Below are 21210 nucleotides of genomic sequence, written 5' to 3' on the forward strand. Positions count from 1 at the left end.
GCGCCCCGATGTGATCCCCATGGCCAAGATCGAGATCTACACCCAGGATTTCTGCCCCTACTGCGCCCGCGCGTTGGGGCTGTTCCAGAAGAAGGGCGTGCCCTTCGAGGAGAAGTACGCCCCCCAGGGCTCGGACAACCGCAAGGAGGCCATCGCGCGCTCCGGCGGGCGGACGAGCGTGCCGCAGATCTTCATCGACGGCCGGCATATCGGCGGCTGCGACGACCTGGTCGCGCTGGACCGTTCGGGCGGGCTCGACCCGCTGATCGCGGCCTGACGCATGATCCACTACGAGCTGCGCTGCGCCGCCGGGCATGGCTTCGACGGCTGGTTCGCCGACAGTGCGAGCTTCGACAAGCAGGCCAAGGCCGGGCTGGTGGAATGCCCGCATTGCGGCACGGCGAAGGTGGAACGCGCGCTGATGGCGCCCGCCATCCGCAAATCCCGCCGCAAGGCGCTGCCCGCCCCGGCGCCTGAGGCCGAGGCCCCCGCCGCCCCGCCGGCAGCCCCGCCCGCCGCGGCGCCGGAATCGCCCCCCGCGCGCACCGCCGCGGCCGGGCCGATGCCCGCCCAGGTCATCGCCCTGCTGCAGCGCCTGCGCGCCGAGGTCGAGAAGAATTGCGACTATGTCGGCAAGGACTTCGCCGAGGAGGCGCGCAAGATCCACATGGGCGAGACCGAGGCGCGGGGCATCTATGGCGAGGCGACGCAGGCCGAGGCCGAGGCCCTGGCGGAGGAGGGCATCGACATCGCCCGCCTCCCCTGGGTGCCGCGCGCGGACGGTTAGGCGTTATTCAAACCTGCACGCTTCATCAAACGTCAGCCGCGGGCTGCGCGGGAACAGGCCTTCCGGGTCGCCATAGCCGAGATTGACCAGGAAGTTCGACTTCCAGTTCGTGCCCAGCAGGAAGGCCGAATCCACCTTGTAGTTGTCGAAGCCGCTCATCGGCCCGACATCGAGGCCGACCGCGCGCGCCGCCAGCATCAGATAGGCGCCCTGCAGCGTGCCGTTGCGCATCGCCGTCGCCTCGGCCAGCGAGTAGTTGTCGGCGAACCAGCCGCGCGCATCGGCATGCGGGAACAGGAAGGGCAGCTTGTCGTAGAAGCTGCTGTCATTCGCCACGATCACGGTGACCGGCGCGGTCATGGTCTTCTCGACATTGCCGGGCGAGAGCGCGTCCTTCAGCTTCGCCTTGCCCTCCGCCGTGCGCACGAAGATGAAGCGCGCGGGTGAGGAATTGGCCGAGGTCGGGGCCCATTTCAGCAGATTGTAGAGCTCTTCCAGCTTGGTGTCGGGCACCGGCCGGTCCTGCCACTTGTTGTGCGTCCGCGCCTCGCGGAACAGCGTGTCGAGCGCGCGGTCATCGAGGACGGGCCGCTCGGCGGCGCCCGGGGTGGTCTCGGACATGGGGGGTCTCCGGTCTTGGCGGGTGTCGAAACGGTCAGAGAATGAAGCGCGAGAGGTCCGCACTGCCCGCCAGCGGGCCGACGCGCGTGTTCACCAGCGCGGCGTCCACCGTGATCGTCTCCCCCGCCCGGTCGGAGGCGGTGTAGGAGATCTCGTCCAGCAGCCGCTCCATCACGGTGGCGAGGCGCCGCGCGCCGATATTCTCGACCGTGGCGTTGATCTCCGCGGCGAGGCCGGCGATGGCATCCGTCGCGTCCTCGGTGATCTCGAGCGTCACACCCTCCGTGCCCAGCAGCGCGATGTACTGCTTCACCAGCGAATGCTCGGGCTCGGTCAGGATGCGGCGGAAATCCGCGCGCGTGAGGGCCGAAAGCTCGACGCGGATCGGCAGGCGACCCTGCAGTTCCGGCAGCAGGTCGGAGGGCTTGGCCTGGTGGAAGGCGCCGGAGGTGATGAACAGGATGTGGTCCGTCTTCACCGGCCCATGCTTGGTGGACACCGTCGTGCCCTCGATCAACGGCAGCAGGTCGCGCTGCACGCCCTCACGCGACACATCGCCGCCGCGGAAGCCGCCTTCCTGCGTGCGGGCTGCGACCTTGTCGATCTCATCGATGAAGACGATGCCGTTGTTCTCGGCATTCGCCACCGCGTCGCGGGTCAGGGCCTCGGCATCCAGCAGCTTGTCGGCTTCCTCGCGCTGCAGGGCGATGCGCGCCTCGGCCACGCTCATCCGGCGCGGCTTCTGCCGGCCGCCGAACATCTTGCCGAGCATCTCCTGCATGTTGCCCATCTGGCCGGGCGGCATGCCGGGCATGTCCATCATGCCGATCGGCAGCCCGCCGCTGGGGTCGCTCACCTGCACCTCGACCTCACGCGATTCCAGCGTGCCGTCGCGCAGCATGCGGCGGAACTTCAGGCGCGTCTCGCCCGAGGCCCCCTCGCCGACCAGCGCGGTGACAAGCCGTTCCTCGGCGTTCAGCTCGGCCTTCGCCTGCACGGATTTGCGCGCATTCTCGCGCATCTGCGTGATGGAGACCTCGATGAGGTCGCGGATGATGCTGTCCACGTCGCGGCCGACATAGCCGACCTCGGTGAATTTCGTCGCCTCCACCTTCAGGAAGGGCGCGTTGGCGAGCTTCGCGAGGCGGCGCGCGATCTCGGTCTTGCCGCAGCCGGTCGGGCCGATCATCAGGATGTTCTTCGGCACGACTTCCTCGCGCAGCCCGGGCGCCAATTGCTGGCGGCGCCAGCGATTGCGCAGCGCGATGGCCACCGCGCGCTTGGCGTCGTTCTGGCCGACGATGTGGCGGTCGAGCTCGGAGACGATCTCGCGCGGGCTGAGGTTCACGGTCTCTGTCACGGTTCGATCACTTCGAGAACGATGTTGCCGTTGGTGTAGACGCAGATGTCGGCAGCGATCTTCATCGCGCGGCGCGCCACTTCCTCGGCGGCGATGCCCTCCACCGGCAGCAGCGCGCGCGCGGCCGCGAGCGCGTAATTGCCACCCGAGCCGATGCCGATCACCGCGTCCTCGGGCTCCAGCACGTCGCCCTGGCCGGTCAGCAGCAGGGAGCGCTTCGAATCCGCGACCGCGAGCAGCGCTTCCAGCCGCCGCAGATAGCGGTCCGTGCGCCAATCCTTGGCGAGTTCCACGCAGGCGCGCTCAAGCTGGTCGGGGAAGCGCTCGAGCTTGGCTTCGAGCCGCTCGAGCAGCGTGAAGGCGTCGGCCGTGGCACCCGCGAAGCCGGCCAGGACCTTGCCCTGGGCGATGCGGCGCACCTTGCGCGCATTGCCCTTCACCACGGTCTGGCCAAGCGAGACCTGGCCATCGCCGGCCATGGCCACGCGCCCATCCTTGCGCACGCAGAGGATGGTGGTGCCATGCCAGCCCAGCGGATCGCGCTGGGCGTTATCGGGGGAGTGTTGCATGCCGCCTCACATGGCGCGGCGGCGTGCCCCTAGCAAGATGGTCACGCGGGCAGGCCCGCCAGCGCGTCATCCACCGCATCGCCGAAGCGCGCCACGATGGCCTCGATATCCTCGGGCCGGGCGATGTAGGGGGGGGCGAGCAGCACATGGTCCCCGCGCTTGCCATCCAGCGTGCCGGCCATGGCGTAGCAGGCGAGGCCGCGGTTGTAGGCCGCCTGCTTGATGCGGTCGTTCAGTTTCAGCGCCGGGTCGAAGGGGGCCTTGGTGGCGCGGTCGGTCACGAATTCCGCGCACCAGAACAGGCCCCGCCCGCGGATATCCCCGACATGGCGATGATTGCCGAGCCGCTCCACCAGCCGTTCTTCCAGCAGGGCACCCATGGCCTGGACATTGGCGAGCAGTCCTTCCTCCCGGATCACGCGCTGCACGGCGAGGGCGGCGGCGCTCGCGACCGGATGCGCCTGGTAGGTATGGCCATGCATGAAGGCGCCCGAGCCCTCGCGCAGCGCGGCCACGACGGGCCCCGCGATGAGGATGCCGCCGATCGGCTGGTAGCCGCCGCCGAGCCCCTTGGCGACGACCTGGATGTCGGGCGTGACCCCTTCCTGTTCCCAGGCATGCATGGTGCCGGTGCGGCCCATGCCGCACATCACCTCATCGAGGATCAGCAGCGCGCCATGCCGCGCGCAGACCGCGCGCATGGCCGGGAAATAGCCGGGCAGGGCGGTGACACAGCCGAGCGTGGCGCCGACCACCGGTTCGGCGATGAAGGCCGCCACCGTATCGGGGCCGAGCCGGAGGAACTCGGCCTCGAGTTCCGCGGCGAGGCGCGCGACGTAGTCGGCGTCACTCTCGTTCTCGCCGCGCTCGCGATAGGCGTAGCAGGCGGAGACATGGCTGAAGGCGTCCGAGAGCAGCGGCTGGTAGAGCGCGCGGCGCATGGCATTGCCCCCGGCGGCGAGCGCGCCGAGCGTGTTGCCATGATAGCTCTGGCGCCGCGCGATGAATCGGGCCCGCTGCGGCTGGCCAATCTCGCAAAAGTACTGCCGCGCGAGCTTGAGGGCGGCCTCCATCGCCTCGCTGCCGGAGGAGCAGAGATACATGTGGGTCAGCCCGCCCGGCTCGCCTTCCAGCACCAGATCGGCCAGCGCCTCCGCGCTTTCGCAGGAATAGAGCGAGGTATGCGCGTAGCAGAGCTGTTCCTGCTGCGCGCGCATCGCTTCCAGCACGCGGGGGTGCCCATGGCCGAGACAGGCCACGGCGGCGCCGCCCGAGCCATCGATGATGGCGCGGCCGTTGGAATCATGGAGGTAGATGCCCTCGCCGCGCAGCGCGCGGGGCGGGTCGGCGCGCAGGCTGCGCTGGATCAGGCGGGACATGGCGTTACTCCTGGGCCAGCGCGATGCAGGCGAAGCCGACACGCGCCTCGGTGGGCACGCCGAAACGCGCGGTGTGGCGCGCCGGCAGCCCGTGCGGGAAGTGCTTCACATATTCGGCGTTGCACTCATGGTAGTCGGCCGGGTCGGTGATCAGCATCGTCACCTGCACCACGCGCTCGAGGCTGGAGCCGGCATCGCGCAGATAGGCGCTCATCGCCGCGATCGCGTTGCGGACCTCCTCGGCCGCGGTCGCACCGCGATGGAGGCCGCGCGCGGGGTCGTGCGGCGCGCTGTGGCCGGAGACGAAGATGAGCCCGCCGGCGCGCGCGACATGGCTGAAGGGGCGCGTCTCGCCGGGTTCGGGCTGGCCCAGGAACTCGATCATCGCACTCCCCCTCAAGGCGGCGTCAGCAACCCGACCACCGCACCCGTCATGCAGCAGGCGATGCTGGCCGAGACCAGCGATGGCAGGCCGAGCTTCACGATGTCGGCGCGCCGTTCCGGGCACATCGCCACCATTCCGCCGAGCATGATGCCCAGCGAACCGAAATTCGTGAAGCCGCACAGTGCATAGGTCAGGATCAGGCGCGAACGCTCGGTCAGACCGAGCCCGCCCGAGGTCGCGAGCTCGAGATAGGCGACGAACTCATTCACCACGACCTTGGTGCCGAGCGAGGCGCCGACCACGCCCGCGCTCTCCGCCGGGATGCCCATGGCGAAGGCGAGCGGCCAGAACAGCACGCCCGCGATGCGCTGCAGGGTGAGGCCCGTGACCGGCTCGATCATCATGTTCACCAGCGCCACCAGCGCCACGAAGACGATCAGCATGGCCATGATGCCGAGCAGCAATTGCAGCCCGTCCATCGTGCCGCGCACCACGGCTTCCATGGCGCTGTCGTAGAGGCGCGGCGCGGGGGTCTCGACGCTGACGGCGGCGTGGCCTGCGGCGGTCTCGGGGATCATCAGCAGCGCGACCAGCACCGCGGCGGGCGCCGAGATCAGGCTCGCCACCAGCAATTGTCCGGCCGCATCCGGCACCACGGGCGCAATCATCACCGCATAGACCACCAGCATGTTGCCGCTGATCGTGGCGAGCCCCGCCGTCATCACCACGAAGAGGCCGCTGCGCGAGAGGCCCGCGAGCCAGGGGCGGATCAGCAGCGGGGCCTCGACCATGCCGACGAAGACATTGGCGGCGGTGGCGAAGCCCGTGGCGCCATCGATGCCGAAGCTGCGCCGCAACAGCCGCGAGAGGCCGCCCACGATCACCGGCAGCACGCGCCAGTGATAGAGCAGGGCCGAGAGCGCGCCCACCACCAGCACCAGCGGCAGGGCCTGGAAGAACAGGATGAAGCCCGCGCCCGGGAAGGGTTCCGCGAAGGGCAGGGGCCCGCCGCCGAGATAGCCGAAGACCAGCGTGGTGCCCTGCCGTGTCGCCGCCGCCAGCGCGCCCACCGCATCGCCGATCAGCGCGAAGCCGGCGCGCAGCGGGGCGATCTGCAGCAGCGCCGCGGCCAGGACGAGTTGCAGCCCGAGTCCCGCGAGGATGACGCGCAGCGACACGCCGCGCCGGCAGCCGCCGAGCATCCAGGCCAGCGCGGCCAGCGCCAGCAGGCCCAGGCCGGATTGGAGTTGCAGCAGGCTCATGACTCCTCATCCTCCTCGCCCTCGGAGCTCTCCGCCTCCAGCTCCAGCAGCTGTTCCGAGCGTTCGAAATTCACCGCATCGACGCCGCGCAGCTTGCGGCCGATGGCGCGTGTGCGGACCAGCGCCGTCTCGATGGTGCGCCCGAAGGTGCCGGCCTGCTTGCCAAGCTTCTTGAGCACATCATCCATCTTCTGCATCTCGGCCTTGGTCGCCCCGAGCAGCTCGCGCACCGATTGCGCGTTCTCGCTCAGCGCGAGGCTGACATGGCCGAGCTGGATGGTGCGCAGCATCGCCGGCAGCAGGCTCGGCCCGAGCACGAGCACGCGCTGCACGCGCCCGATCTCCTCCAGCAGGCCGGGGATGCGCGCGACCTCGGCGAAGAGGCTGTCGGTCGGCAGATAGAGCACGGCGAATTCCACCGTGATCGGCGGGTTGATGTATCTCTGCGCGATGTCGCCGGCCTGGCGGCGCACGCGCTCCCCCAGCGCGCGGCGGGCCTGGCGCTCGCCTTCCGCATCGCCGGATTCGGCGGCGAGCAGCAGGCGGTCGTAATCCTCGGCCGGGAATTTCGCGTCGATCGGCAGATAGAGCTTCGCACCGCCCGGGTTGGGCATGACCACGCCGAACTCCACCGCCTCGGTCGTATCCTCGCGCGTGCGCAGGTTCAGCACATAGCCGCCCTCGGGCAGGATGTCGTCCAGCAGCGCCTTGACCTGCGCCTCGCCCCAGCCGCCGCGCGTCTTGACGTTGCTGAACAGGCGCTTGAGGTCGCCGATCTGCGCGGTGACGGCCTGCACGTCGCCCATCGCCTTCTGCACGGCGGCGAACTGGTCGATCACGCGGTTGAAGCTCTCCGCCATCTGTTTCTCGACGGCGGATTGCAGCTGTTCGTTGACCGATTTCTGGATGTCCGCGAGGCGCTTGTCATTCGCCTCGCGCATTTCGGTGAGCTTGGCCTCGACCTGCGCGCGGGTCTTCTCCGCCTCCACCGCCATGGCCTGCTGGGCGCGCGTCTCGGCCTCGGCGAGCAGGGTGCGCAGCCCCTCGACGGTCAGCTTCAGCGTGGCGATGCCCGCTTCCATGTCGCGCTTCAGCGCGGCCTCGGCCTCGGCCTGGGTGGCGCGGTGGCGCGCGGTGGCCTCGGCCTGCTCGCGCAGCGCGGCGTTGAGCGCCTTGGTCTGGTCGAGGATGGCGGCGGAGAGTTTCTCCGCCACTTCGCTGCTGCGCAGCGCGATCTCGCCGGGCAGGGCGGCGAGGCGCTCGCCCTGGCGTTCCTGCGTGCCCTGCAGCAGGGCCATGGCGGGGTCGGCGGGCGCACGGCGCAGCAGCAACACCAGCAGGATCGCGATGCCGACCAGCAGCGCCAGCAGCGAGAGGATCGAAGCATCCGGCATCTGGGCACCCCTTCGGATCGCGCCCGAATCGGGCGGCGAGGCTCAGTGGCGGAAGTGTCGCATCCCGGTGAAGACCATGGCGAGGCCGGCCTTGTCCGCCGCCGCGATCACCTCCGCATCGCGCATCGACCCGCCCGGCTGGATCACCGCCGTCGCACCCGCGGCGGCCGCGGTCTCGAGCCCGTCGGCGAAGGGGAAGAAGGCGTCGGAGGCGACGACGCTGCCCTCGGCCAGCGGCCGGTCGAGCCCCGCCGCCTTGGCCGCGGCCTCGCTTTTCCACGCCGCGATGCGGCTGCTCTCCACGCGGTTCATCTGCCCCGCCCCGATGCCCGCCGTCGCCAAATCCTTGGCGTAGACGATGGCGTTGGACTTCACATGCTTGCAGACGCGGAAGGCGAAGAGCAGGTCGGCCATCTCGGCGGGCGTCGGCGCGCGCTGCGTCACCACGCGCAGCATCGCGGCCTCCACGCGCCCTGAATCGCGCGACTGCGCGAGGAAGCCGCCGGCGACCGATTTGAAGGTGCGGCCGGGCGCCGCCGGGTCCGGCATGCCGCCTGTCAGCAGCAGGCGCAGATTCTTCTTGCGCGCGAAGATGGCGCGCGCGGCGTCATCGGCGTCGGGGGCGACCACCACTTCGGTGAAGATCGCCGTGATGCGCTCGGCGGCGGCGGCATCCAGCACGCGGTTGGCGGCGACGATGCCGCCGAAGGCCGAGACCGTGTCGCAGCGCAGCGCGAGATCCCAGGCCGCGCCCAGATCCGCCCCCTCGGCCACGCCGCAGGGATTGGCGTGCTTGACGATGACGATCGCGGGCCGGTCGAACTCCGCCACGCATTCGAAGGCGGCGTCGGTGTCGTTGAGGTTGTTGTAGGACAGCTCCTTGCCCTGCACCTGCCGCGCGGTGGCCAGCCCCGGGCGGGCGCTGCCATCGGCGTAGAAGCCGGCCTGCTGGTGCGGGTTCTCGCCATAGCGCAGCGTCTGGCGCAGCACGCCCGCGATGGCGAGGCGCGGCGGGAAGGCCTCCTTGTTCTGCTCGGCGAACCAATTGCTGATCGCCGCATCATAGGCTGCCGTGCGCGCATAGGCCGCCGCCGCGAGGCGCTGGCGCAGCGCAAGCGTGGTGCCGCCGGCTTCGAGCTCCGCACGCACCTCGGCCAACTGATCCGGTTCGGTGACGACGACGACGGAGGCGAAATTCTTCGCCGCGCTGCGGATCATCGCGGGGCCGCCGATGTCGATGTTCTCGATGCAATCCTCGAAGGCCGCGCCCTTCGCCACGGTGGCCTCGAAGGGGTAGAGGTTCACCGCCACCAGGTCGATCGGCGCGATGGCGTGCGCTTCCATCTGCGCGCGATGCGAGTCGAGGTCGCGCCGGCCGAGCAGCCCGCCATGCACCTGCGGCACCAGCGTCTTCACGCGGCCATCAAGGATCTCGGGGAAGCCGGTGTGCTCGGAGACATCCTTCACCGGGATGCCCGCCGCGCGGATCGCCTGCGCGGTGCCGCCGGTGGAGAGGATCTCCGCCCCCTGCGCCGCCAGGAAGCGGGCGAAATCGACGATCCCCGTCTTGTCGGAGACGGAGAGAAGGGCGCGGCGGACAGGCAGGGTCTGGCTCATGCGCGGGGCATAGACCCGCACCGGGCACGCTTCAACCGGTCAACAGATCGACCGTGCGTGACACGATCTTCACCTCGTCGAAGCGCTCCAGCGCGCGGGCTCGCCCGGCAGCGCCCATCGCGTGCCGCCGCGCGGCATCCTCGGCCAGCCGGGTGAGGGCGGCGGCCAGCGGCGCCACGGTCATCGGCGGCACCAGCAGCCCCGTCTCCTGATGCACCACCTGTTCGCGCGGGCCGCGGATGTCGGTCGCCACCACCGGCAGGCCGACGAGCATGGCCTCGATGATCGACATGGGCAGGCCCTCGAAATGTGAGGGCAGGGTGAAGACGTCGGCGGCGGCGAGCAGGGCGGCCACGTCATGCCGGTAGCCCAGCATGGTCAGGCGCGGGCCGAGCGCCGTGGCGGCGGCCGCGAAATGCGGCGCCAGATCCTCGCCATGGTCGGAGGCGAGGCGCTCCCCCACCACCCAGAGCCGGCAGTGCGGCGGCGTGTCGCGCATCGCCGCGAGCAGCTCGACAAAGCCCTTGTGCCGCACGAGGCGCGACACCGCGATGACGATGCAATCGCCCGGGCCCGCGCCGAGTTCCGCGCGCAGCCGCGCGCGCGCCTCGGGATCGGGGTGGAAGCGCGCGGGGTCGCGCCCGTTCAGCACGGCGATGGGGTTCGCATGGATGCCGAGCCTGCGCGCATCCGCGGCCTCTTCCGCGCTCACGGTCAGGTAGGTGTGGGTGAGGCGCCCCGCGGCGCGTTCCAGATGCAGCGCCAGCCGCCCGCGCCACCAAGGGCCGGGCTGGTTGAAGAGGAAGCCGTGGCAGGTATAGGCGATGCGCGGGACGCCCGCGATGCGTGCGGCGGCGCGCGCCAGCAACCCGCTGATCGGCATGTGCGCATGCACGAGATCCGGCTTCTCGGCGCGCATCAGGTCGACCAGCGCGCGCAGCGCGCGGGCCTGGGGGATGGGGTTCATGCTGCGCGCCATCGGCACCGGGACGATGCGGAAGCCCTCGGCGCGCGGCAGGTCGAGCAGTTCGCCCTCGGCGCAGGCGCCGATCACCTCATGGCCGCGTTCGCGCAGGCCGCGCATCACCGGCAGCAGGAAGTGCCGCATCGCGAAATCGACGTTGCAGACTTCGAGAACCTTCACCGGCGCTAGATCTCGGCGCCCGGTTCCGCCCCCGTGCCCGCCGCCGTGCCCGCCCCTGGCGCCCCGCCCAGCGTGACGCGCCCGATGGCCCATTGCAGGCTGGTCGAATCCGGCTCCGCATAGAGCGCGACCTGCTGGCTGCGGCGCGGCTCGCCCGAGAGCAGGATGCTCTCCTCGATCGCCACGCGCGCGCCCTTCACGCGCAGCCGCCACCCGGCGCCGGAGGGCAGGCGGAGCAGCACGCCCTGCTCATCCTGCTGCAGGCTCGCCACCACGCCCGGATGCAGATGGAAGCGCACCACGAAGCCCGGGATCGCGACCTCCCGCTCGGCCTCCAGCACGTCTTCCCCGCGCAGGTCGTCCCCGGATTCCGAGAGGTAGAGGCGGCGGCGATGGCGCAGGCCGAACTGCTTCAGCCAGCCATCATGCGAGGCCTCGAGCCATTGCGCGCCGTTCGATTCCTGCCGGTCGGCCTCGACATGCTCGACGCGCCGGCCCAGCCCCTCGGGCCGCAATTCGGAGGAGTTGGTGTCCGCCAGAATGAGCGTGGAATGTGCGGCCGTGGCGCGCATCGCATCGCGCCACTCCCCCTCGGCGGCCGGGGCGGCGCCGCAATTGATGATCAGCCGGTCCTTGCCCACCGACATCTCGAAGCTGAGCGTGCCGGCATGGGCCTGGCGGTCCGCGCCGCGCGGCAGGCCGCCGGGCGCGGCATCGCGCCGCGCCGCGGGTGGTGCGCCGCAATCCACGATGACGAGCGTGCGGTTGGCGGCGAGGCGCTGGAAGCCGGTCTCAGGCAGGGCATTGGGCGCGCGCCCGCGCGAGAGGCTCTGCGTCAGCACCAGATCCACCAGCGCCGGCGCTTCCTCCCGCGTGCCGTTGAACAGCGCGAGCCCGCCATCGGCATGGCGCATCAGCCGCAGCGCCGGCGCGGCACGGTCGAGCACGGCGGTGAGGATCGCGGGCGCGGGCAGCCCGGCGCCGAGCAGCAGGTTGCGGATCTCGATGAGGTCCTGGAGTGCCAGGAACTGCTGGGCGGGGCTGCGTTCGACATGCCCGCCATCGGCCAGGAACTGGCGCTCCAGCTCGGTCGGCAGGAAGCGCGTGCAGCGGCCGAGCCAGGTGCTCTCATCCAGCGCGAGGGCGGCCGCCATGCCGCCCTTCAGCGCCACCAGCGCGCCGCGATGCTCGGCCTCGGCCGGCAGGCTCGCCACCAGGTCGCGCGCATCCGTCGCAAGGCGCTGCATGAGCTGCCGGCGCAGCGAATCCTCGGCCGTGGCGGCCAGGAAATCCCAATGGCCGAGCCAGGCGGAGAGCCGCGCGCCGGTGACGTCGGGCGCCTTGGCCAGGGGGTCTTGGCCGCCCACCGCCAGCCAATCCGCCGCCAGGGCGCGGCTGAGCAGCCGGGCGGGGTCTGTGCCGAGCGCGCGCAGGTCCCGCTGCCAGGCGAAGCCATGGGCGGCGGCGCGCCAGGCGGGGGAACCGCCGTCCGGGCCCCAGAGCTGGGGCTGGCCAGGGGCGAGCGGGCGGATCGTGCCGCCAACCTCATATTCGCCGCGGAGCAGGCGTGCGGCGCGGGTGGCGCTGCCGGGCCAGAGATCGGTGAAGGAGCGTGCCGGACCCTCGGGCACGCGCACCGGCTTGAGGTTGGCGAGGATGCGGCGAGCGCCGCGCAGCACGCCACCGATCATGGGCTGGCCCCCTCACCGCGCAGCGCCGCGATGGCCTGCGCATAATCCGGCGCGCCGAAGACCGCCGTGCCGGCCACCAGCACATCGGCGCCGGCGGCGATGCAGGCGGGCGCGGTGGCGGCGGTGACGCCGCCATCCACCTGCAGCGCGATCTCCCGCCCCGTCGCGTCGATCATGGCGCGGAGTGCGGCGATCTTCGCGAGTTGCGAGGCGATGAAGGACTGCCCGCCAAAGCCGGGATTCACCGACATCACCAGCACCAGGTCGCACAGATCCAGCACCGTCTCCACCGCGCTGAGCGGCGTGGCCGGGTTCAGCACCACGCCTGCCTTCTTGCCGAGCGCGCGGATGGTCTGGAGCGAGCGGTGCAGGTGCGGCCCGGCTTCCGGGTGCAGGCTGATGAGGTCCGCGCCGGCCTCGGCGAAGGCGGCGAGGTAGGGGTCGGCCGGCGCGATCATCAGGTGCACGTCGAAGGGCAGCTTCGAATGCCGGCGCAGCGCCTTGATCAGGCCCGGGCCGAAGGAGATGTTCGGCACGAAATGGCCGTCCATGATGTCGAGGTGCAGCCAGTCGGCGCCGGCGGCCTCGATCGCGGCGACCTCCGCGCCGAGCCGCGCGAAATCGGCGGCGAGCAGGGAGGGCGCGATTCGGACGGGGCGCGGCTGGGACATGACGCTGTGTTTCTAGCCGCCGTCGCCGCCGGGGGAAACCGGCAGCGCGCGCGGTTCTTGGGAATCACCCCTCAAATCGGCCACGTCCGGAAAGCCTAGATGGGCAGGGCGGTGGTGCCCTTCACCCGTTCCATGGCGAAACGGCCCGTGACCTTGCGCAGCGCCGGCACGGCGGCGACGAAGCGGCGATAGAAGGCGTCATAGCCCGCCATGTCGGGCACCACGACGCGCAGCAGGTAGTCCACATCCCCGCCCAGGCGCCAGCACTCGACGATCTCGGGCAGGCTGTCCACGGCGGCGGCGAAGCGGGCGATCCAGTCGGCCGAATGGTCGCCCGTCTCGACCGCGACGAAGACCGAGATGGGCAGGCCGACCAGCGCGGAATCCACCAGCGCGACGCGGCCGGTGATGATGCCGGCCTCCTCCATCCGCCGGATGCGCTTCCAGCAGGGGGTGGCGGTCAGCCCGACCTCCTGCGCGATCTCGGCCAGGGAGCGCGCCGCGTCGCGCATCAGCAGGCGGAGGATTTCTCGATCGATGCGGTCCAACTCCGCGGGGGCAGCCATGGGGAGATCCCTCTTCCGTCACACGGACGGATTTAGAACAAAAATCTTTTGCTTGCGCAAGTTCAGGCTGTGTGAGGAAAACAATTCCATGAACACGCCCAAAACCCCCGCCCTTCGTCGTCGCGCCCTGCTCCGGCTGGTCGCGGCCTCCGCCCTTGCCGGCGCCCTTCCCCGGGCCGCCCTGGCGCAACCCGCCTGGCCGGACCGGCCGGTTCGCATCATCGTCCCCGTCGCCCCGGGCGGCAGTCTGGACATCCTGGGCCGCGTCTTCGCCCGCCAGCTCACCGGCAGCCTCGGCCAGTCGGTGGTGGTCGAGAACCATGCCGGCGCCGGCAGCAATCTCGGCTTCGAACTCGTCGCCCGCGCGCGGCCCGATGGGCACACGCTGCTGGTCGGCTCCGACCCGCTGACCATCAACCCCTCACTCTATCGCCGCGTCGGCTTCGACCCGGTGCGCGACTTCGCCCCGATCGCGGAGCTGGTGCGCGCGCCGCAGGTGCTGGTCGTGCGCAACAGCCTGCCGGCCACGGAGGTGCGGGGCTTCCTCGCGCTCGCGCGGCAGGCGGAGGGGAGCCTGACGATGGGCTCGCAGGGCAATGGCTCGATCGGCCATCTGGCCGGCGCGGTGCTGACCGAGCGCACCGGCATCCGCTTCACCCATGTGCCCTATCGCGGCGGCGGGCCGGCCGTGATCGATGTCGTGGCCGGGCATCTGGACGCGCTGCTGGTCACGCTGCCGGCGGCGATCGAGCATATCCGCGGCGGCCGGCTGCGGGCGCTCGCTGTCTCCGCCGCCACGCGCAGCCCGGCGCTGCCCGAGGTGCCGACCCTGGCGGAGAGCGGCCTGCCCGGCTTCGACGTCATCACCTGGCAGGGCATCCTGGCCCCGGCCGGCACGCCCGAGCCTGTCATCCGCCGCCTGAACGCCGCATTGCTGGAGGCGCTGCGCAAGCCTGAAGTGGCCGAGGGCCTCGCCGCCCAGGGCTTCGAGCTGACCGGCACGACGCCTGAAGACTTTGCCGCCCAGGTCCGCGCCGAGGCCGCGCGCTGGCCGGGCATCGTGCGCACGGCCGGGGTGAACCTGGACTGAGGGTGCGCGGGGTGCGGTGGCCTTAGAGCACGATCCGTCCTTTCGGACGGATCTCGTGCTCAATAACTTATTGTTTCTAGAGCAAGAAATCCGATCTGACTGACACAGTCAGATCGGATATTGCTCTAGTAGAGGCCGCCGAGCCCGGTATCGACGCTGGCGGCGGCCGCGCCCGGCGCGCTCGCCAGCGGATCCACCGGCGGCCGCGCGCTGTTCTCCGTCCCCGGGCGGAAGGCCTCGAGGATGCTCTGGCCATTGTCGAGCTGCAGGCGCACCAGCGCCACGCCCGGCGGCGCGCGGAAGGGCACGGGCGGGCTGCCGGCCAGGGCCGAGGCCACCACGTCGCGGAAGATCGGCGCGGCGTTGCTGCCGCCCGTCTCGCCCGAACCCAGGCTGCGGGGGTCGTCAAAGCCGACCCACACCGCGACCACGAGGTCGGGCGTGAAGCCGACGAACCAGTTATCCTTGAAGTCGTCCGTCGTGCCGGTCTTGCCGGCGACGGGGCGGTTCAGCCCCGCGCCCGCGCGCCCGCCCGTGCCGCGCTGCACCACGCCCTGCAGCAGGGAGGTCATCTGGAAGGCGGCGACGGGGTCGGCGATCTGGCGGCGGGTATCGACCAGCCGCGGCGGCCCGGCCGAGGCCTCGGCCTGGCAGCCCGTGCAGTCGCGCCCATCGGTGCGCCACACCAGGCGCCCCTGGCGGTCCTGCACCGTGTCGATCAGCGTCGGGATCACCTGCCGCCCGCCATTGACGAAGCTGGCATAGCCCGCCGCCTGGCGCAGCACCGTGGTCTCGCCCGCGCCCAGCGACATGGCCAGCACGCGCGGCATGTTGGGGATCACGCCGAAGCGGCTGGCGGTATCGGCCACCGCGCCGATGCCCACCTGCTGCGCGAGCCGGATGGTGACGAGGTTGAGGCTGCGCTCCAGCGCCGAGCGCATGGTCACCCAGCCCTGCGGCGCCGTGCCGCCGTAATTGCCCGGCCGCCACATGCCCTGCGGCGTCATGATCTCGACCGGCGCGTCCAGCAGCAGCTGGTTCGGCGGGATCCCGGCCTCCAGCGCCGGGAGGTAGACGAAGGGCTTGAAGGAGGAACCGGGCTGGCGCATCGCCTGGCTCGCCCGGTTGTACCAGGAGCGTTCGAAGGACCAGCCGCCGACCATGGCCAGCACGCGGCCATTGTTCGGGTCCAGCGCCACAACCGCGCCCTCGACCTCCGGGATCTGGCGCAGCATCAGGCGCTCGGGCCGGGCGGGGGTGCGGCCCTGGGCGGCGATGGCGGGCAGCGTGTCCACGAAAACCACGTCGCCGGGGGCCAGGATGTCCTGCAGCCGGCGCGGATTGGGCCCGGTGCGGCCATCGCGCACGGGGCGCGCCCAGCTTGCGACTTCCTCAAGATAAAGTGTTCCGGTGCGCGGCTGCGCGGCGCTGCGGGCATCGGGGCGCTCGAGCCAGGCGAGGCGCGCTTCCCGGTCGCGCACCTCGAGCGCCACGGCCAGGCGCCAGCCGGGCATGGCGCCGGGCGGGCGGGCCACGCCCTGCAGCGCGGGCAGCCATTCGGTGGCGCTGGCGGGGATGCGCGCGACGGGGCCGCGCCAGCCGCCGCGGCGGCGGTCATAGTCCAGCAGGCCCTGGCGCAGCGCGCGCTCGGCCTCGGCCTGCAGTTGTGGCTCGAGCGAGGTGCGGACCACGAGCCCGCCCATGTTGGTCTGCTCGGCGCCGAAGCGGGCGATGAGCTCGCGCCGCACTTCCTCGGTGAAGTGCTGGCCGACCTGGATCATGTCCGGCCGGCGCTGCGGGCGCGGCACCAGGGGTTCGGCGCGGGCGCGGTTGGCTTCCTCGCGCGTGATGGCGCCGTCATCGGCCATGCGCTCGATCACCCAGTCGCGGCGCGCGCGCGCGGCCTCGGGGAAGCGGACGGGGTTGTAGTTGTTGGGCGCCTTGGGCAGGGCGGCGAGGAAGGCGCTCTCGGCGAGCGTCAGCTCGTCGAGCGACTTGTTGAAGTAGTTCTGCGCCGCGGCGGCCACGCCATAGGCCTGCTGGCCGAGGAAGATCTCGTTCAGGTAGATCTCGAGGATGCGCGCCTTGGGCATCGCCTGCTCGATGCGCATGGCGAGGATGGCCTCGCGCACCTTGCGCATCAGCGTGCGGTCGTTGCCGACCAGCATGTTCTTGGCGACCTGCTGGGTGATGGTGGAGGCGCCGATGGGCCGGCGGCCGGTGCCCATCTGCTCGACATTCACCATCACGGCGCGCAGCACGGCGATGGGATCGACGCCGGCATGGGTCCAGAAATTCTGGTCCTCGGCCGAGATGAAGGCCTGCTGCAGCCGGGCCGGGATGGCCTCGATGGGGATGAAGACGCGCCGTTCCTGGGCGAGTTCGGCCATGAGCCGCGAATCCGCGGCGTAGATGCGGCTCATCTGCGGCGGCTGGTAGTCGGCCAGCCAGCCATAATCGGGCAGCTCGTCGGCCGCGGTGCGGTACAGGCCATAGCCGGCGGCGGCGGCCACCAGGCCGAGTGCCACGGCCAGGATGAAGCCGGTCTTGATCAGCAGGCCGATGCCGTCCAGCAGCCAGCGACGCTTGCGGCGGGGCTTGGGCGCGGGTGGCGGTGTGGCCGGGGAGGGCGCGGGCGCCTCGGCTTGGGCGGAAGCCGGGCGGGCGCCGCCCACCATCGGGGCCTCGGCCCGCAGGTCTTGGGGGTCCATGGCGGGCTACATACACTTTTGCCGGCGGCGCGAATATGCGCGCTTCAGGGCGTCAGCGTGGCGCCGGCGGGTCCGCCGCCTGACGCTGGCTGCCGGGCGGCGACCAGGCCCAGCAATCCACCGCGCCGAGGGAGCGCGTGCAGAAGGGCTGCACCGGCGCCGGGCGTGGGGGCGCGCACCAGCTCTGCCGGCGTTCCAGGCGCACCACGGAGCATTCCTGCCCGGTCGCGAGGCTGGCGAGGTGGTCCACCGGCGTCGCCCCGGTGAGGATGAGGGAGGCCCCCCCCACCGCCGCCGCCGGGCCGATGGCGGGCTCGATCCAGCAGCCGCCCAGCGGCAGGGCCAGGACCAGCAGGACGTGAAGGGGGCGGCGGCGCATGACGCGGCCAGCATCGCCCCCTGGGCTTAACGCGCCCTGAAGCTGCGGCTATGGTCCGCCCCCCGCCCGAACCAGAGGATGCCCCGTGCCCGATATCTTCGACGAGGTCGAAGAGGACCTTCGCGCCGACCGTGCCCGCCGCCTTGCGCGGCGCTGGGGCGGGGTTGCGCTCGGCGTGGCGCTGCTGGCGCTGGCGGCTGCCGGCGGCCTGCAGGGCTGGCGCTGGTACCAGGCGCGGGAGGCCGCGACCGCCGCCGCCACCTACATCGCGCTGCACCGCGGCGCCGAGCAGGCCGGGGCGGACCTCGCCAATGCCGCCAATGGCTTCGCCGCGCTGGGCCGCGAGAGCCCTGCCGGCTACCAGGTGCTGGCCCGCCTGCGCGCCGCCGCGCTGAAGGCCGAGACCGGCGACGCCGCCGCGGCGCTGGCGCTGTGGGACCAGGTGGCCAATGACGGCGCGGCCGACCGGCTCTACCGCGACCTCGCCACGCTGATGGCGGTGTCGCACGCCGTCGATTCCGGCGACCCGGCGCAGCTTGCCGCGCGCATCGCCCCGCTGACCGCGGCGGACAACCCCTGGCGCGCCTCGGCGCGCGAGATCGAGGCCCTGATCGCGCTGCGGCGCGGCGCGGCGGAGGAGGCACGGCGGATGTTCGAGGCCCTGGCCGCCGATGCCAGCACGCCCGCGGGCTTGCGCGAACGCGCGCAGCGCCTTGCCGCCGGGCTGCGCGGCTGATGCGCAAGCCCTTCGGCTCCCCCATGGCGCGGCGCGCCGCCCTGCTCGGCGCTGCCGGGCTGCTCGCCGGCTGCGATACGCTCGACGGCCTGCTCGGCACCCGCAAGGAACGCCTGCCGGGCGAGCGCCGCTCGGTGCTGCGGGCCGACCCGGCGCTGGTCGCCGATCCTGAACTCATGGGCCGCGCGGTGGAATTGCCGCCGCCCAACGCCCCCACGGAATGGCCGATGGCGGGCGGGCCCTCCAACCACGCGCCCGGGCACCTTGCCTGGTCGGAACGCCCGCAGCAGGTCTGGCGCGCCTCGATCGGCAGCGGCTCGGGCTATCGGCAGCGGCTCACGGCCGGGCCGATCATCGCCAATGGCACGGTCTTCACCGTCGATGCCTTCGGCCAGGTCTCGGCCTTCGCGCTGGCGACCGGCGCGCGCCGCTGGACCGCCGATACCTCGCGCGAGAATGAAAGCGCGGGCGCGCTGGGCGGCGGCGCTGCCTATGCCGATGGCGTGCTCTATGTCGCCACCGGGCTGGCGGAGGTGCTGGCGCTCTCGGCCGAGGATGGGTCCATCCGCTGGCGCGCCTCCATCGGCACGCCGGCGCGTGGCGCGCCCAGCGTCTCGGGCGGGCGCATCTTCGTCGCCACGACGCAGAACCAGCTGCTGGCGCTGTCGGTCGAGGATGGCCGCCGGCTCTGGACGCATCGGGCGCAAGCCATTGCCACCCTCGCCCTGGGTCTGCCCGCCCCGGCCGTGGAGGGGGAGAGCGTGGTCGCCGGCTTCGGCACCGGCGAGCTCACCGCGCTGCGCGCCGCCGATGGCCGCCAGATCTGGGCCGAGACGCTGGGCGGTGCGGGCACCATCTTCCTGGCTGACATCGCCGGCATCACCGGATTGCCGGTGATCGACCGCGGTCGCGTCTTCGCCATGGGTCTCGCCAATACCACCATTGCCGTCGATCTGCGCAGCGGCCGGCGGCTGTGGGAGCGCGCCTTCGGCGGCGAGAACGGCATGGCCAGCGCCGGCGACTGGGTCTTCGCCGTGACGCGCGGCGGCGACGCCGTGGCGCTGGGGCGCGAGGATGGGCGCATCCGCTGGGTCACCGAGCTTGATCCCGCCCCGGCCAGCGGCCGGCGTGGGGAGGCCGCGCGCTTCGGCGCGCCGATCGTGGCGGGCGGGCGGATCGTCGTGCCCTCCTCGCGCGGCGAGTTGCTGCTGCTCGACCCGGCCGATGGCACGATCGGCGGGCGGGTCTCGCTTTCCGAGGGCGTGACGCTGCCGGCGGCCTCGGCCGATGGGATGCTGGTGTTCCTCGGCGATGGCGGCACCCTGATGGCGGTGCGATAAGCAACCGCTCCAGGCCAAAGCCGATCTCGCGACATCACCGGCCAGCGAAGCTGGCCGAGCGGCCGCCGCGCCCTATGGCGCGCAAGCCAGGCCCGCGGACGCGGGCGCCAAGCGCTTGAGGGCATCCATGCGTTGACGCCGCCCCTCGGGAGGCCGAAGGAAGGCGCATGCAGACCGTCGCCATCCTGGGCCGCCCCAATGTGGGCAAGTCCACCCTGTTCAATCGCCTCGTCGGCCGGCGCATCGCCATCACCGACGACACGCCCGGCGTCACCCGCGACCGCAAGACGGCCGAGGCCGAGATCGGCGGCGTGCCCGTCACGCTGGTGGATACCGCCGGGCTCGAGGAAGCCGCGCCCGACACGCTCTATGGCCGGATGCGCGCGAGCAGCGAGGCCGCGCTGCGGGAGGCCGACCTCTGCCTCTTCGTCGTCGATGTCCGCGCCGGGCTGACCGCCGCCGACCGCGCCTTCGCGCAATGGCTGCGCCAGACGGGCGCGCAGGTGCTGCTGGTCGCCAACAAGGCGGAAGGCCGGCTCGGCCTGCAGAATGCGATGGAGGCCTATGAACTCGGCCTCGGCGATCCGATCCCGATCAGCGCCGAGCATGGCGACGGCATGGGCGAGTTGCATGACGAGGTGCGCGATCGCCTTGCCGCCGACAATCGCCGCGACCGGGGCGACCGGGAACGGCCGCTGCGCATCGCCATCGTCGGCCGCCCGAATGCCGGCAAATCCACCCTGCTCAACGCCCTGCTGGGCGAGGAGCGGATGATCACCGGGCCCGAGCCCGGCCTGACGCGCGATGCCGTCTCGGTCGATTTCCGCGACGCCGAGGGGCCGGTGCGCCTCGTGGACACCGCTGGGCTGCGCAAGAAGGCGCGCGTGGAGCAGCACCTGGAAAAACTCTCCACCGGGGCGACCATCGGCGCGCTGAAGGAGGCGGAGGTGGTGATCCTGGTGATCGACGCGCTGCTGGGCATGGATGAGCAGGATCTGCGCATCGCCCGCCTCGTCGAGCGCGAGGGCCGGGCCATCCTGATCGCCTTCAACAAGTGGGATTCGGTCGAGGACCGCGCGGCGACGCGCCAGAAGCTCGACGATGTGCTGACCGCGAGCCTCGCGCAGTTGAAGGGCATCGCGGTGGTGCCGCTCTCGGCCGCGAATGGGCGCGGGCTCGACAGGCTGATGCCCACGGTGCGCCAGGTGCATGCGCTGTGGAACCGCCGGGTGCCGACCGGCGAGCTGAACCGCTGGTTCGAGGCGATGAAGGAGCGCCACCAGCCGCCGCTGGTCGAGGGCAAGCGCATCAAGCTGCGCTACGCCACCATGGCCAAGGCGCGCCCGCCCACCATCGCGGTGTTCGGCACGCGCGCCGAGATGCTGCCCGAGGATTATCGCCGCTACCTCGTGAACTCCTTCCGAGAGGCCTTCGACATGCCCGGCGTGCCGGTGCGCCTGCATCTGCGCGGCACCGACAACCCCTATGCCGAGGAAGAAGGCTGAGCC

Annotated in this window: 20 protein-coding genes; 6 read left to right on the forward strand and 14 right to left on the reverse strand. The window is 71.7% G+C overall.

Annotation, left to right across the window (positions count from 1 at the left end):
• Positions 1–19: 19 nt before the first annotated feature.
• Together grxC and AC2D9U_RS09935 are read left to right on the forward strand one after the other, a co-directional pair.
• A complete protein-coding gene (grxC, locus tag AC2D9U_RS09930; protein WP_484748401.1) occupies positions 20–277 on the forward strand; it encodes a glutaredoxin 3 in 258 nt (85 codons plus the stop codon).
• A gap of 3 nt (positions 278–280) precedes the next feature.
• Entirely contained in the window at positions 281–787 is a 507-nt protein-coding gene (locus tag AC2D9U_RS09935) for a DUF1178 family protein (RefSeq protein WP_484748402.1), read from the forward strand.
• Between the two features lie 3 nt (positions 788–790).
• Here AC2D9U_RS09935 and AC2D9U_RS09940 read toward each other — a convergent pair whose 3' ends face one another.
• From AC2D9U_RS09940 to AC2D9U_RS09995, 12 genes are all read right to left on the reverse strand, one after another.
• Positions 791–1408, reverse strand: a complete 618-nt coding sequence (locus tag AC2D9U_RS09940) for a malonic semialdehyde reductase (protein ID WP_484748403.1) — start codon at positions 1406–1408, stop codon at positions 791–793.
• 34 nt (positions 1409–1442) lie between these two features.
• Entirely contained in the window at positions 1443–2768 is a 1326-nt protein-coding gene (hslU, locus tag AC2D9U_RS09945; protein WP_484748405.1) for an ATP-dependent protease ATPase subunit HslU, read from the reverse strand.
• Complete coding sequence (hslV, locus tag AC2D9U_RS09950) at positions 2765–3337, reverse strand: ATP-dependent protease subunit HslV (protein WP_484748406.1); 573 nt, start codon at positions 3335–3337, stop codon at positions 2765–2767. The genes hslU and hslV overlap by 4 nt, the downstream gene beginning before the upstream one ends.
• 41 nt (positions 3338–3378) lie before the next feature.
• A complete protein-coding gene (locus AC2D9U_RS09955; RefSeq protein ID WP_484748407.1) occupies positions 3379–4716 on the reverse strand; it encodes an aspartate aminotransferase family protein in 1338 nt (445 codons plus the stop codon).
• A 4-nt stretch (positions 4717–4720) separates the two neighbouring features.
• A complete protein-coding gene (locus AC2D9U_RS09960) occupies positions 4721–5101 on the reverse strand; it encodes a RidA family protein (protein ID WP_484748408.1) in 381 nt (126 codons plus the stop codon).
• A gap of 11 nt (positions 5102–5112) precedes the next feature.
• On the reverse strand, positions 5113–6363 hold the full coding sequence (locus AC2D9U_RS09965) for a NupC/NupG family nucleoside CNT transporter (RefSeq protein WP_484748409.1): 1251 nt from the start codon (positions 6361–6363) through the stop codon (positions 5113–5115).
• A complete protein-coding gene (locus AC2D9U_RS09970) occupies positions 6360–7757 on the reverse strand; it encodes a DNA recombination protein RmuC (protein ID WP_484748410.1) in 1398 nt (465 codons plus the stop codon). Before AC2D9U_RS09970 ends, AC2D9U_RS09965 begins: the two co-directional genes overlap by 4 nt.
• 42 nt (positions 7758–7799) lie before the next feature.
• On the reverse strand, positions 7800–9374 hold the full coding sequence (purH, locus tag AC2D9U_RS09975) for a bifunctional phosphoribosylaminoimidazolecarboxamide formyltransferase/IMP cyclohydrolase (RefSeq protein ID WP_484748411.1): 1575 nt from the start codon (positions 9372–9374) through the stop codon (positions 7800–7802).
• 31 nt (positions 9375–9405) lie between these two features.
• On the reverse strand, positions 9406–10518 hold the full coding sequence (locus tag AC2D9U_RS09980; protein WP_484748412.1) for a glycosyltransferase family 4 protein: 1113 nt from the start codon (positions 10516–10518) through the stop codon (positions 9406–9408).
• 5 nt (positions 10519–10523) lie between these two features.
• Complete coding sequence (locus AC2D9U_RS09985; protein ID WP_484748413.1) at positions 10524–12209, reverse strand: heparinase II/III family protein; 1686 nt, start codon at positions 12207–12209, stop codon at positions 10524–10526.
• A complete protein-coding gene (rpe, locus tag AC2D9U_RS09990; protein WP_484748414.1) occupies positions 12206–12880 on the reverse strand; it encodes a ribulose-phosphate 3-epimerase in 675 nt (224 codons plus the stop codon). The genes AC2D9U_RS09985 and rpe overlap by 4 nt, the downstream gene beginning before the upstream one ends.
• A gap of 95 nt (positions 12881–12975) precedes the next feature.
• On the reverse strand, positions 12976–13446 hold the full coding sequence (locus tag AC2D9U_RS09995; protein ID WP_484748416.1) for an Lrp/AsnC family transcriptional regulator: 471 nt from the start codon (positions 13444–13446) through the stop codon (positions 12976–12978).
• A gap of 88 nt (positions 13447–13534) precedes the next feature.
• On the opposite strand from AC2D9U_RS09995, the gene AC2D9U_RS10000 reads away from it, so the two are divergent.
• A complete protein-coding gene (locus tag AC2D9U_RS10000; RefSeq protein WP_484748418.1) occupies positions 13535–14536 on the forward strand; it encodes a Bug family tripartite tricarboxylate transporter substrate binding protein in 1002 nt (333 codons plus the stop codon).
• A gap of 125 nt (positions 14537–14661) precedes the next feature.
• Here the strand turns inward: AC2D9U_RS10000 and AC2D9U_RS10005 are convergent, their stop codons facing one another.
• Complete coding sequence (locus tag AC2D9U_RS10005; protein ID WP_484748420.1) at positions 14662–17247, reverse strand: penicillin-binding protein 1A; 2586 nt, start codon at positions 17245–17247, stop codon at positions 14662–14664.
• A 52-nt stretch (positions 17248–17299) separates the two neighbouring features.
• Positions 17300–17626: a hypothetical protein gene (locus tag AC2D9U_RS10010; protein ID WP_484748422.1), complete on the reverse strand. Its 327-nt coding sequence runs from the start codon at positions 17624–17626 to the stop codon at positions 17300–17302.
• An 85-nt stretch (positions 17627–17711) separates the two neighbouring features.
• Here AC2D9U_RS10010 and AC2D9U_RS10015 point away from each other — a divergent pair, with 85 nt between their 5' ends.
• The 3 genes from AC2D9U_RS10015 to der all read left to right on the forward strand — a co-directional run bounded on the left by AC2D9U_RS10015 (position 17712) and on the right by der (position 21207).
• Complete coding sequence (locus AC2D9U_RS10015) at positions 17712–18362, forward strand: tetratricopeptide repeat protein (RefSeq protein WP_484748423.1); 651 nt, start codon at positions 17712–17714, stop codon at positions 18360–18362.
• Positions 18362–19702: an outer membrane protein assembly factor BamB family protein gene (locus AC2D9U_RS10020; RefSeq protein WP_484748424.1), complete on the forward strand. Its 1341-nt coding sequence runs from the start codon at positions 18362–18364 to the stop codon at positions 19700–19702. Before AC2D9U_RS10015 ends, AC2D9U_RS10020 begins: the two co-directional genes overlap by 1 nt.
• Positions 19703–19869: 167 nt before the next feature.
• Entirely contained in the window at positions 19870–21207 is a 1338-nt protein-coding gene (gene der / locus AC2D9U_RS10025) for a ribosome biogenesis GTPase Der (protein WP_484748426.1), read from the forward strand.
• The last annotated feature ends 3 nt before the right edge of the window (positions 21208–21210 follow it).

The organism is Roseomonas sp. TF40, from assembly GCF_057219975.1.